Origin of the sequence: Saezia sanguinis (genome assembly GCF_963921665.1) — a bacterium.
GTDB lineage: Bacteria > Pseudomonadota > Gammaproteobacteria > Burkholderiales > Burkholderiaceae_C > Saezia > Saezia sanguinis.
Genome location: NZ_CAWUGC010000016.1, coordinates 89,061 through 101,769 on the forward strand (window position 1 = coordinate 89,061; position 12,709 = coordinate 101,769).

General features: G+C 52.6%; 13 protein-coding genes. 1 reads left to right on the forward strand and 12 read right to left on the reverse strand.

The window, feature by feature from the left end; translation table 11 throughout:
- Positions 1 to 161: 161 nt before the first annotated feature.
- The 12 genes from AACY98_RS11170 to rpmF all read right to left on the reverse strand — a co-directional run bounded on the left by AACY98_RS11170 (position 162) and on the right by rpmF (position 11,718).
- On the reverse strand, positions 162 to 1,496 hold the full coding sequence (locus AACY98_RS11170) for a Do family serine endopeptidase (protein ID WP_339805043.1): 1,335 nt from the start codon (positions 1,494 to 1,496) through the stop codon (positions 162 to 164).
- Between the two features lie 225 nt (positions 1,497 to 1,721).
- Positions 1,722 to 3,233, reverse strand: a complete 1,512-nt coding sequence (locus tag AACY98_RS11175; RefSeq protein ID WP_339805045.1) for a DegQ family serine endoprotease — start codon at positions 3,231 to 3,233, stop codon at positions 1,722 to 1,724.
- Positions 3,234 to 3,299: 66 nt separating this feature from the next.
- Positions 3,300 to 4,196 (reverse strand): MucB/RseB C-terminal domain-containing protein, encoded by an 897-nt coding sequence (locus AACY98_RS11180; protein WP_339805047.1) that lies wholly within the window; start codon positions 4,194 to 4,196, stop codon positions 3,300 to 3,302.
- A 164-nt stretch (positions 4,197 to 4,360) separates the two neighbouring features.
- Complete coding sequence (locus AACY98_RS11185; RefSeq protein ID WP_339805049.1) at positions 4,361 to 5,095, reverse strand: sigma-E factor negative regulatory protein; 735 nt, start codon at positions 5,093 to 5,095, stop codon at positions 4,361 to 4,363.
- A 36-nt stretch (positions 5,096 to 5,131) separates the two neighbouring features.
- A complete protein-coding gene (gene rpoE / locus AACY98_RS11190) occupies positions 5,132 to 5,731 on the reverse strand; it encodes an RNA polymerase sigma factor RpoE (protein WP_126980260.1) in 600 nt (199 codons plus the stop codon).
- Positions 5,732 to 6,035: 304 nt separating this feature from the next.
- Positions 6,036 to 7,295 carry a beta-ketoacyl-ACP synthase II gene (gene fabF, locus AACY98_RS11195; protein ID WP_126980343.1) on the reverse strand — a complete coding sequence of 420 codons (1,260 nt, stop codon included), beginning with the start codon at positions 7,293 to 7,295 and terminating at the stop codon, positions 6,036 to 6,038.
- A gap of 6 nt (positions 7,296 to 7,301) precedes the next feature.
- Positions 7,302 to 7,541: an acyl carrier protein gene (gene acpP, locus AACY98_RS11200; protein ID WP_126980259.1), complete on the reverse strand. Its 240-nt coding sequence runs from the start codon at positions 7,539 to 7,541 to the stop codon at positions 7,302 to 7,304.
- A 149-nt stretch (positions 7,542 to 7,690) separates the two neighbouring features.
- Positions 7,691 to 8,437 (reverse strand): 3-oxoacyl-ACP reductase FabG, encoded by a 747-nt coding sequence (gene fabG, locus AACY98_RS11205; RefSeq protein WP_126980258.1) that lies wholly within the window; start codon positions 8,435 to 8,437, stop codon positions 7,691 to 7,693.
- Positions 8,434 to 9,372 (reverse strand): ACP S-malonyltransferase, encoded by a 939-nt coding sequence (gene fabD, locus AACY98_RS11210; RefSeq protein ID WP_339805054.1) that lies wholly within the window; start codon positions 9,370 to 9,372, stop codon positions 8,434 to 8,436. Before fabD ends, fabG begins: the two co-directional genes overlap by 4 nt.
- Before the next feature lie 27 nt (positions 9,373 to 9,399).
- Positions 9,400 to 10,377 carry a beta-ketoacyl-ACP synthase III gene (locus tag AACY98_RS11215; protein WP_339805056.1) on the reverse strand — a complete coding sequence of 326 codons (978 nt, stop codon included), beginning with the start codon at positions 10,375 to 10,377 and terminating at the stop codon, positions 9,400 to 9,402.
- On the reverse strand, positions 10,374 to 11,447 hold the full coding sequence (plsX, locus tag AACY98_RS11220) for a phosphate acyltransferase PlsX (RefSeq protein ID WP_126980255.1): 1,074 nt from the start codon (positions 11,445 to 11,447) through the stop codon (positions 10,374 to 10,376). The genes AACY98_RS11215 and plsX overlap by 4 nt, the downstream gene beginning before the upstream one ends.
- Before the next feature lie 88 nt (positions 11,448 to 11,535).
- Positions 11,536 to 11,718 carry a 50S ribosomal protein L32 gene (gene rpmF, locus AACY98_RS11225; RefSeq protein WP_126980254.1) on the reverse strand — a complete coding sequence of 61 codons (183 nt, stop codon included), beginning with the start codon at positions 11,716 to 11,718 and terminating at the stop codon, positions 11,536 to 11,538.
- A gap of 349 nt (positions 11,719 to 12,067) precedes the next feature.
- Here rpmF and AACY98_RS11230 point away from each other — a divergent pair, with 349 nt between their 5' ends.
- Positions 12,068 to 12,667 carry a hypothetical protein gene (locus tag AACY98_RS11230; RefSeq protein WP_126980253.1) on the forward strand — a complete coding sequence of 200 codons (600 nt, stop codon included), beginning with the start codon at positions 12,068 to 12,070 and terminating at the stop codon, positions 12,665 to 12,667.
- Positions 12,668 to 12,709 lie beyond the last annotated feature (42 nt).

Here is a 12,709-nt window from a genome sequence, read left to right on the forward strand (position 1 = left end):
ACAGGGAAAGACTTTTAAGCCCGCCATACGAGAAAAGGCGCGCCGGTTCCAGACACGCCTTTACCTTGGGTCAGCTTACACAAACTCGGCATCTATTGTAACTGATCACACGCCATAACGGTACAGCACGGCATTACCGCTCAGCCTGCCAGGCAGCTTTATCACTCAGGCTGAGCCTGGACCAGCACATACAAAACTTCATCAGCCCGGCGCACCAGTATGGGAGTATCAGCATGCGTGTTCAACCCGCGCATGATCCGGTCAAACTGTTGCGAATTGCGGATTTGCGTATTGCCAACCGCCAGCACAACATCTCCCCGGCGAATACCGGCACGTGCCGCCACTGCATTCATGGAGCGCACGCTCACGCCCTGGTCAAGCTGCAACTCCTGCTTTCTTTCTGCACTTAAATTGGCCACACTGATTCTCAAACGCGGCGCACCTTCCGAGGCCGGCTCTGCTGCCGGCTGTACAGACCGGGTGGTAGAGGAGAAGGGAACAGACTCTATGGTCACTGATAAGGTTTTCCACTCCCCTCGCCGATACACCTGAATTTCGGCTTGGCTGCCCGGTGCCAGATGCCCCACCATTCGCGGCAGATCGCTCGCGCGGTTAACCGTCTGCCCATTGACCTGTGTGATGATATCACCGGCCTGTACCCCTGCCAGGTCTGCCTGGCTGTTGGGGAACAGGTTGCTCACAAATGCGCCATAGCCCTTCTCTCCCAGGCCGATGGCACGGGCCACATTACTGGTAACCGGCGTTGTATCTACACCAATACGCCCGCGCTCAACCATTCCTTTGTCACGCAGCGGCATAGCCACCGACATGGCTTCATCAATGGGAATCGAAAAAGAAATCCCCATAAATCCGCCCGAGCGGCTGTAAATCTGGCTGTTGATGCCAACCACCTCTCCGCGCATGTTAATCAGCGGCCCACCGGAATTACCCGGGTTAATGGCCACATCACTCTGAATGAAATTGATGTATTCACCCGTATCGCGCTGCTTGGCGCTGACAATTCCGGCTGTTACCGTATTTTCAAAACCAAACGGTGAGCCGATTGCCAGCACCCACTCACCCACTTTGAGATCAGAAGGGTCACCAATACGCACAGCCTGCAAATCATCACGCGCTTCTATTTTGACCACCGCCACATCGCTGCGCTTGTCAGAGCCAATCACCTTGGCCCGGTATTCGTGCAGGTCATGCAAGGTAACCATCACCTCATCAGACCCCCTGACCACATGTGCATTGGTCATGATGTAGCCGTCTGCTGAAATAATGAACCCCGACCCCACGCCATCGGATTTCAGCGTATTGCCGCTCCGTGAGCGGGTATACGTCTGAATATTTACAACCGACGGTCCGACCTGTTCCACCAAAGACGTGAAGTCCGGCAGCACGCGAAATGATTGCGCCTGGGAAACCCCGCCCACCAGCATTGCAAAAATCAATAGTGTCGCCAGCCTAAAAAAGTGTTTTTGCCATCCCATGCTTGTATTTGCCCATAATGATTGCATGAATGTCATGAGAATAGAGGAAGCCAAGCCGCTTTGTCAATTCTTATGACAACACCATTTGTTGAACATTGCACACTGACTGCATTATTTTGGTCTTTAGCGCCATCCCATTCACAAAAAACGCACCCTTTGGGGTGCGTTTTCACTTTGCCGCGCCTGCCAGGTGTTGGGCAGCCGCAAATCCATCTATTCAGATGGCTACCTGCCGGAAGGACGGATCAGTACATACTGCACGCCATTGCCACGGCGCACCAGCAGCACTGCATTCTGGCTGGCATCCAGTTTTTCCACCATGTCATTGAAATGCTTCACATCACGGATATCTGTTTTTCCAATAGCCAGTATGACATCACCTTCACGCAAGCCAGCGCGTGCTGCGGCCGGGTTCACTGAACGAACCACCACACCGGATTTCAGTTGCAGTTCACGTTTATGCACGTCAGACAAATCGGTCACACTGATACCCAGCTTATTCACACTGGTCGCAGCAGGCGCCGGACGGGCAGTTGCCTGCTGTGTACGGCTCGTCGCTGTTTCTGCAGGGATGGCCTCCACAGTCACCGTCATGGTTTTCCATTCACCCCTGCGGAACACTTTCAACTGAGCCTGTTCCCCAGGCTTCAAATTACCAATCATCCGGGGCAAATCGCTGAAGCGCTCAACCCGCTGGCCATTAACTTCCGTGATAATGTCACCCGCCTGAATACCAGCCTTTTCTGCCGGGCTTGCTTCAGAAACAATATTCACGAGTGCGCCGTACGCATCTTCGCCCAGTCCGATTGCCTGCGTAACCTCACTGCTGGTCGGCGTGATCTGTACACCAATCCGGCCACGCTCGACATAACCATGCCCGCGCAATTGCTGTGCCACATACATGGCTTCATCAATCGGAATCGAGAATGAAATACCCATGAATCCACCAGAACGGCTATAAATCTGGCTGTTGATGCCAACCACTTCTCCGCGCAGATTGATCAACGGCCCGCCAGAATTCCCCGGATTAATGGCCACGTCTGTTTGAATAAAATTGACGTACTCCCCCGTATCCCGTTGCTTGGCGCTGACGATACCTGCTGTCACCGTATTCTCCAGCCCGAATGGTGAACCGATCGCAACCACCCACTCACCGACTTTCAGCATTTCCGGGTTACCTACACGCACAACCGGTAACTGATTCACACCATCAATTTTGACCACGGCGACATCGGTACGCTTATCTGCGCCAACGACTGTTGCACGGTATTCGCGCCGATTCGACAGCGTCACAATGATTTCATCAGCCCCGCTCACCACGTGTGCGTTGGTCATGATGTAGCCATCTGCCGAAATGATAAACCCTGAGCCTACTCCGCTGGGCCGCAGAACATAGTCATCTCCCTCCTGACCCGGACGGGAAGAACGAGGAGATGGACCAGGCATTGGACTGTTGAAGAAAAACTCAAAAAACTCCTGCATCTCAGGCGTCATGTTGCCCGGGCCAGGACTGCCGGCTCTGAGCCGGGCCATGGTGCGGATATTCACCACAGAAGGCCCGGCAGACTCCACCAGCGCGCTGAAATCAGGCAACCCCTGCACCAGCAGAGGCGATGGCGTTGCAGAAGGCACCGGAAAAGCAGACTCGCTCGGAGAAGTCTGCGCATTGCTCACACCTGCCCCTATAAAAAAAGAGGCTGTTGCCATAGCTGCAACCCACAATTTTATTTGCTGCATTTTTTCACCTTTACAAATTTTTTTACCTAGGGTCCGGGCACACCGCATGCCGGGCAGGGCTTCTTTTTAGCCGGGCGTATGCTCAAGGCTTTGCTCAAACAGTGCCAGAGTCCCTGCCGGAACTTCGCCGACCAAAGTCACCCACCATTGCCCACGCCGAAATGACACGCTGTGAGTTGCCCCATAGCTGTAGTCACGTGCTTCGCGCTGCGCATGCTCGTCCATAGGCTCTATGAAAATTGAAACAGAAACCAGTCCATCAGAAAACACCCACTGAATCAGTTGCTGGTCTGAATCCGGCAATGGCCGCAGCACACAGCTGATAGGCTCAAATCCGGGAATTTGCTGTTGCAGTTCCCAGCCCTCTGCCTGTGGCGTCGTATCCGTGTAGTGCAACTCATGGAGTTGGTACGCCTGTCCCTTAAGGGTCTCGATATAGGAAGAAAGTTCCTTCTTCTGAAGTTCGCTCAACTCGAATGAAATATCGGTAAAAGCAACGCGCTCCAACACTTTGCCCTGCGCATCCAGCACCTGTATGCGCAGCAGCAATCCGGTAGCCTGATCAACCCAGATCTTGTAGCCAAAGCGCCACTCATCCTGCGGCATCATCTGCAGCACACTGGCCATACGGCCAATAGTCCGCTCTTGAGCCAGTTCGTTGATCTTATAAAAATGCCCCAGTTGCGCATAATGCGTTTTCAGGATTCCGGGGAACATTTGAATCACCGACTGGCGTTCCAGAATAATTTGCTTGGTTTGCGGGAAAACGGCATAAAGCGCGCTTCCGTCCTTGAATATCTGGCGCTCTTGTCCATCCAGTTTGGTCACCAGGTCATACTGGTTCCCATCTACATTGGCATGCACGGTATGCAAAGCATATAACCGGTCGGGCTGAACAACAACATAGGTTCCGCTGAAATCGCGCTGCTGTGCCGCCTGTTCAATCCGTTGCAACCAGTGCATGGTATTGTCATTGCTGCTCTGCGGGTCGCTTTGTTGCTGATCCGCCTGGACACACACAGACGCTAAACTGATGCAAAGCCCTGTAAACCACAGGCTCCACAGGGCCGCGGCATTTTGTCTACCCTTCATCGATATGGCCTATTTTCCGTCTTACCGTTACAACACTAATTCGGGGCTGCATTATTGGTAACAGCCGAACTGCGCATATAGCCGTTACTTGGCATCAGTACGGAATTGCTACCAAATTGCTGGTGCGCCGAAATATAAGGTTCCAGTCGCTGATCGCGCCACATGTCTCCCTGCGGCGTTGCAACCAAGCGGATATCGGGCTCTGCAGGCATGGTGCCCACGTCAGCAGATTCAGAAGCTGCGGCTGGATTTGTCGCAGCAGAAGCGACCTCCACATTGGCCGCAACAGGAATAACATTCGCATCTGTTGCGCCGTTTGCAGGCAGGGCAATTATCGTCTGCGCTCCTGGAGCAACGACATCATCCACTGAGGTATAAACAACAGCCACCACAGCCATCACCACAAACCCGGAAGCGGCCAGCCAGCCGGTCCAATGCGGCCAATGGAGACGCGATACCGTTTTTTGCACTGATTTGGTTTGAGCCAGCGGTGCCGGTGCCATCAGCACAGGCTCTTGCTGCAAACGCTGCCGGAATTCTGCCATATAGGTTTCAGATGAAAGCGTCACATATGCCTGCGCCAAATCGGACGAGCGCAGTACATCTCCGATCACATGGTAAACGTGCCAGTCTTCAGCCAGACTTTCATCCTCTTTCCATTGAGCAAGCAGGGTATCAAGCTCTGACTCGGTCAGGGCGCCATCAGCCAGCAACGACCACTGCTCCTGAATACCAGGGGCATTTTGATTGAGTTTGATTTTGGCATTCATCTCTGACACTCCAAGCGTATTCTTATCTCTCAAACCTTACCACCGCCGGTCCCCACGGATTCCCAGTTGAGGCCGCAACTTCTGTGCAATGGCTTCACGTGCTCTGAAAATCCTCGACCGTACTGTACCAATGGGGCAATCCATCACTTCAGCGATCTCTTCGTAACTTAACCCTTCAATTTCCCTGAGGGTGATAGCCTGTCGCAATTCTTCCGGCAGCGCCTCCACTGCACTGTTGACTGTCTGACCAATCTGTTTGGCAGCCAAAGCTGCATCGGGTGTTGCCGTATCTATTAGTCCATCTTCGGGCGTATAAGTTTCATTTTCTTCACCCCCACCGAATGCATCGCTCGATATCGGTTGCCGTTTAAGGTCCAACAGCGCTTTTTTAGCCGTATTGACCGCTATCCGGTACAACCAGGTATAAAACTGCGCCTCACCCCGAAAATTAGGCAATGCACGGTATGCACGGATAAAAGTTTCCTGCACAATATCTGGTATCTGGCTCGTATCTCGCACGATATGGGCCACAAGTCGCTCTATCTTGCGTTGATATTTCAAAAACAGCAACTCAAAGGCTTTCTGATCGCCGCGTTTGACCCGCTCGACTAGTTGAGCATCGGAATCATTATGCATACCCAAGCACCTCCTCAAAACAGAGGCTGCAGGTATTTTTTGCATACCTAGAGGTCATGCAAATAACTCCATCTCAAAACGCAGAATATATAAAAGGCCTTTTCTCATCTTAATTCATTTTGTCGCAAGATCATAGCTTCATGACGTCATCAGAGCGAAAACATACAAAAATATGCTGTCTGAGCGTCTGTAAATTTCTGCCAGATTTCTGGCGACTCATGCCATAAATACAAAAATCTGGCGGGAAGCTCTTCTTATATAGAAAAGTTTTCCCAGCCAGATTGTAAAAGCATCTTCATGCCAATCAGGTCAGGCGGGCGAATACAACAGATCCGTTTGTTCCACCAAACCCGAAATTATTTTTCAAAGCCACTTTAACCGGCATTTGACGTGCTGTATTGGCACAATAATCCAGATCGCACTCCGGATCCTGGTTAAATATGTTGATTGTGGGTGGCACAATGCCATGGTGCAGCGCCAGAATGGTAAATACCGATTCCAGCCCTCCGGCACCGCCCAGCAGATGCCCGGTCATGGATTTGCTTGAACTGACCACGACTTTTTTTGCAGCGTCGCCCAATGCGGCTTTAATGGCATTGCTTTCGTTCAAATCGCCAAGAGGCGTTGACGTGCCGTGCGCATTCAGATAATCCACCTCATCCGCATTGACACCGGCATCGCGTAATGCAGCCAGCATCGAATTTTTAGGACCATCGATGTTGGGAGCTGTAACGTGATAAGCATCACCGCTCATGCCAAATCCGGCGACTTCCGCATAAATACGGGCGCCTCGTTTTTTGGCATGCTCGTAATCTTCAAGCACCATCACACCGGCACCTTCACCCAGCACAAAGCCATCCCGGTCCTTGTCCCAGGGGCGCGATGCTGTTTTAGGATCATCATTGCGGGTTGAAAGCGCTCTGGCTGCCGCAAACCCGCCAACACCCAGAGGCGAAACGCAGGATTCTGCACCACCAGCAACCATGACGTCAGCATCTCCGGTCTGGATCAACCGTGCCGCCAGCCCAATGCTGTGCAGCCCTGTTGTGCAGGCCGTGACCACTGACAGATTCGGTCCTTTGAATCCATAACGAATGGATAAATGACCTGAAATCATGTTAATCAGGCAAGATGGCACAAAGAATGGCGAAATACGCCGAGCACCGCGTGTGCGATACTCTTCGTGCGCATACTCGATCACGGGCAAGCCACCAATGCCCGAACTGATCATGCAACCAATCCGGGAAGCTTGCTCTTCACTCAATGCATCCCCTACGGGAAGGCCGGCATCCTGAACCGCCTGAATAGATGCGGCCATGCCATAGTGAATGAATATATCCATATGCCGGGCCTCTTTGACCGGGATATATTCTTCAACATTAAATCCTTTGACTTCGCCGGCGAACCGGCAAGCCATATCGCTGGCATCAAACCGCGTGATGTTATCGATCCCAGATACTCCGGCAACCAGATTATCCCAGGCAGTACTGACCGTATTGCCAATGGGAGTCACAGCGCCAAGTCCGGTCACGACCACCCGTCGGCGATCGGGACGACGTGACATGTCCATTTAGTCTTTCTTGTGTGAGTTCGCGTAATCAATGGCTTGTTGGACGGTGGTGATCTTTTCAGCGTCTTCGTCCGGAATTTCAATACCGAACTCATCTTCCAATGCCATCACCAGTTCAACGGTGTCAAGCGAATCAGCTCCCAGGTCTGCCACGAAAGACTTTTCGTTGGTAACTTGAGATTCTTCTACGCCGAGTTGTTCAGCAACAATTTTCTTGACACGTGCTTCAATATCGCTCATGACCCCTCCAGGGTTAAGTAACATACACCCGTCAATTTTACGGTGACTTGCAATTTCATGCTGCAAATCTTCATGACCGGACGGGCCTTGCGGTCAACTTTTCAATAAACCTTAAATATCAGGCTTGTTATTAAAACAAATTCTGACAATCAACTCATGTACATGCCACCATTGACATGCAACTCCACTCCAGTAATATAACCGGCCTTGCTGGAAGCTAAAAATGCCACAGCTTCGGCAACTTCCTGTGCCTGCCCCAACCGCCCCAGCGGAATCTGAGACAAAAGCGTATTTTGCACATCTTCGGGCAGGCTTGCAGTCATGTCGGTTGCAATGAAACCAGGTGCCACACAGTTCACGGTAACACCACGGCTACCCAATTCACGTGCCAGCGCCCTGGACATTCCGGCCACGCCGGCTTTGGCTGCTGCATAGTTGGCCTGGCCGACATTGCCAGAAGCGCCTACCACTGACGTAATGCTGATAATGCGCCCATAGCGCTGCTTCATCATCGGCCGAATAGCTGACCTGGAGAGTCGGAAAACCGCTTTCAGATTGGTATCCAGCACAGCATCCCAGTCGGCATCCTTCATGCGCATGGCCAACGTATCGCGGGTAATGCCCGCATTGTTGACCAGCACATGCAAACCGCCTTCGGTTTTGACAATCTCATCCACCAATGCCTCAGAAGCCGCGCTGTCTGTGACATCCAGCACACAACCCTTGCAGCCAGGAAACCCCGACAAAGCCTGGGTAATCTTGCTCGCACCTTCACTGGATGTGGCCGTTGCGTACACGCGCATCCCTGCTGCAGCCAGTGTGGCGGCAATAGCAGCGCCAATACCACGTGTTGCCCCGGTAACCAAAGCCACAATAGGCGTACTTGTATTGCTCATGCCAATGCCTCCTGAGTCTGTGAAAGAGTTGCCGGATCAAACACGGCGTTTCCAACCAATTCCGCGTCAATGCGTTTGAGCATTCCAAGCAAAACCTTACCAGGGCCGCACTCAACAACCTGTGTAATACCCCGCTGCTTGACCGCCATCATATCCTCAACCCAGCGCACCGGGCCAAAAGCCTGCCGGTACAGCGCATCGCGAATCGCCTGCGGATCGCTCACAACCGCAACATCCACATTGTTAATAACGGGAATCTGAGGTGCTGCAAACTGTACAGTATCCATCTTAGCCTTCAGCTTTTCGGCCGCTGGCTTCATCAGGCTCGAATGGAAAGGCGCAGAAACAGGCAGCAACATGGCTCTTTTCGCACCTGCGGCCTTCATCGCCTCACAGGCTTTTTCAACGCCAGCTTTGCTGCCGGCAATCACCGTCTGGCTGGCATCGTTAAAATTCACGGCTTCAACAACTTCCTGGCTTTCCTGCGCGATCTGCGCACAAACCTTGACCACTTCCGGTGCCGCCAGGCCCAATACAGCAGCCATGGCGCCGACACCAACCGGCACGGCCTCCTGCATCGCCTGCGCCCGAAAACGTACCAGCGCAACGGCATCTTCAAACCGCAATACCCCTGCGGCCACCAGTGCGCTGTACTCTCCCAGAGAATGCCCGGCAACCACCTGTGGTGCTGCACCTGTTTCAGCCATCCAGACCCGATAAGCAATCACTCCGGCCACCAGCATGGCGGGTTGTGTATTGGTGGTTAAAGCCAGCGCCTCTTTCGGGCCGTTTTGAATCAAGGCACCAATGTCTTCACCCAAGGCCTCATTGGCCTGTGCCAGCGATTCACGCACGACAGGGTGATCACCCCAGGCGTCCAACATACCGACAGACTGGGAGCCCTGCCCAGGGAAAACAAATGCAAATGGTTTCATCTTGTTAAATGGTCAACTGTTGTCATTCTAATAATCAAGCAGTACCGCACCCCAGGTAAAGCCGCCACCCACGCCTTCAAGCATGACCGTGTCTCCGCGCCGGATTTTACCACCACGAACCGCGGCATCGAGCGCCAACGGAATAGATGCGGCTGATGTATTGCCATGTTCATCCACCGTAACAAACAACCGGTCTGGCGCAATACCCAGCCGTTTAGCCGTACTTTGCATGATGCGCAAATTGGCCTGATGGGGAATCAGCCAGTCCACATCACTCCCCTGCCTGCCTGCCTTTTTCAGCACCGCTTGTGCAGTATCATGCAGCACATGGACAGCCAGTTTAAATACCGCCTGTCCATTCATATGCAGAAAAGGGTCGCCCTGAAGAGCGCCGCTTCCTACATGGGCCTCAGTATACAAGATATCTTTATATTGGCCGTCGGCATGCAAATCCGAAGCCAGAATTCCCGGCTCATCGCTGGCTTCAAGCACCACGGCACCGGCACCATCACCAAACAGCACACAGGTGGCACGGTCATTGAAATCCAGCAGCCTGGAAAACACCTCGGCACCGATCAGCAAAGCGCAACGGTAGCCCCCTGAGCGAATCATCGCATCAGCCACCACCATGGCGTAAATAAATCCGGAGCACACCGCCTGCATGTCAAATGCGGCACACCCCTGGATTCCGAGTTTTTTCTGAATGACTGTGGCTGTAGACGGGAACACCATGTCAGGTGTTGAAGTAGCGACGATGATCAGGTCAATATCGCTCTTCTTTTTGCCCGCGGCATCCAGCGCAGCCTGTGCTGCCTGCACCCCCAAGTCGCTGGAAAGAACACCGGCCTCGGCAAAACGACGGGCACGAATGCCGGTACGTTCAACAATCCATTCGTCTGAAGTTTCTATTCCGCGGGTAGCCAGCTCCTGCGCCAACTCATCATTACTTACCCGACGTGCAGGCAAACAGCTCCCAGTCCCAACAATCCGTGTATACAAGCTCATGTCTTTGTGATCGGAACAACTGCTTCTGAAGCAGTTGAAGTTGACAGAAAGTGGGCCCCAGCATCAATGCGCTGACGCACACGGTCCAGCAGACCATTGCTCACAGCGCTGTAAGCACGATGCATTGCCTGCTCGAAAGCATACGCATCTGCAGAGCCATGGCTTTTGAACACCAGCCCCCGCAAACCTAACAGAGAAGCACCGTTATATGTCCTCGGATCCACGCGTTTTTTAAATGAATTCAAAACCGGCAGCGCCACCAGCGCAGCCATTTTGCTATACAGGCCCCGGGTAAACTCCTGCTTGACAACACCGGCAAGCATCGACGCCAGGCCTTCAATGGTTTTTAAAGCCACATTGCCGACAAAACCATCACAGACAACCACGTCCGTAGTGCCTTTAAAAATGTCATTGCCCTCAACATTGCCGTAAAAGTTAATCCCGCCCTGTTCAGCACATTGGCGCAACAACTCTCCGGCATGTTTAACTGTTTCACTGCCCTTGATCAGTTCTTCACCAATATTAAGCAATCCAACGGTCGGATTATCCTTGCCAAACAGGCCGCCAACCAGGGCTGAGCCCATTAGAGCAAACTGCAAAATATGCTCAGGCAGACAGTCGACATTGGCCCCCAGGTCCAGCATGGTCGTAAACCCGCCCTGGGAATGCGGCAATGTCGTGGCAATCGCCGGGCGATCAATACCCGGCAGCGTTTTCAGCACATAGCGGGACACCGCCATCAATGCCCCGGTATTTCCGGCTGAAACACATGCATCCGCCGCTGCAACTTTTGTTTGCGGATCAGGGCGCACCTGGGTAATCGCCACACGCATCGAAGAGTCACGCTTTTTACGCAGCGCGATCTCTACCGAATCATCCATGCTAACCACTTCAGAAGCGACAACTGCTGTGGCACGCGGCATCCGCATTGCAGCAGGGCTGACAACCTCTTCCAGTCCGACCAACAGCAACTCTGCCTGCGGGTGAGCACGTAAAAAGCTTTCGCTGGCCGCAAGCGTTACATCCGGCCCGACATCACCACCCATGCAATCAATAGCAAGGCGAATCATTGATTTTTAACTTAAAAAGCGCTAATGCCAGATTCGCGGCTTGAGGGCCAAGCACGCAAAAAACATTCAGCGCTCATAGACAACCTGATTACTCTTCGTTTTTGGTTTTCACCACTTTACGCCCACGATAGAACCCGTTCGGGCTGATATGGTGGCGCAAATGCACCTCACCCGTGGTGGGTTCAACTGCCGTTGGGGGCACAGACAAATGATCGTGCGAGCGGTGCATACCACGCTTGGACGGTGACTTTTTGTTTTGCTGGACAGCCATAATGACTCCTAAGCCTCTAATCTCAAATAAATCAAATTCAATAACCACAAATCAGGAAGCTTGTCAGGCACTGATGCCACAGCACCAATACCCGCCGCCCCATCTTTTAAAACCGAATAGCATAAGAAGCTGGCAAATAGCCTTTACTATTTTGCAGCAATTTACTTATGCTTATACTGTTTTAAGCGTTCATTTTTGCGTTCAGGCTTTTTATACATTGACATGTCATTGCAACCAGCAGAACGCGAAACTTTTCATTATATAAGAAAACTGCCCGCGCGTCTGCATTTTCTTGTTGCCCCGGCCCGACAGCCTCTTTTAACCCGCATTGTTTCACTACAATCCCCTCATGTCATCAGCACCTACACCCGTACAACAGGAAATACTTGCATGCGCAGCGCGCCTGATTGTTGAAGACGGCTTTGAATACGGGCCCGCCAAACAGCAGGCCATTAAACAACTGGGGCTGCCAGCTCGCACAGCACTGCCCAGCAACGACTTCCTGGAAGAAGCCGTTATCGAGTACATCGACATCTTCTGCGCGGACACACAGCCACAAGAATTAAGAACATTACGCGAAATTGCCGCCCGTTGGATGCAATTGATGCAGGAATTTACTCCTTTCCTGAGCGGGGCCGTATGGCATGGCACTGCGACGCGCCACTCGGATATTTACCTGCAACTGTTTTGCGATGACTCCAAAATGGCCGAAATTTTTCTGATCAACCAAAACAAGAAGTACCTCACAGGCGATGCATCCGGCCCCGGCGGACACACAATTCCTGCACTCACTACATGGGAAACCGTGCCTGAATGGCAGCAACGCGTCAATATTCACATGGCGGTCTATGACTTTGACCATATTCGCGGCGCGCTTACGCCAGACAGCAAAGGGCGCGCGCCCCGGGGGAATCTGGAAGCCGTTCGCCAACTGCTATTGGTTGATTAAAATTTAAAGGTTTTCACCCCCCGCTTTGCCGTCCCTTCCCCT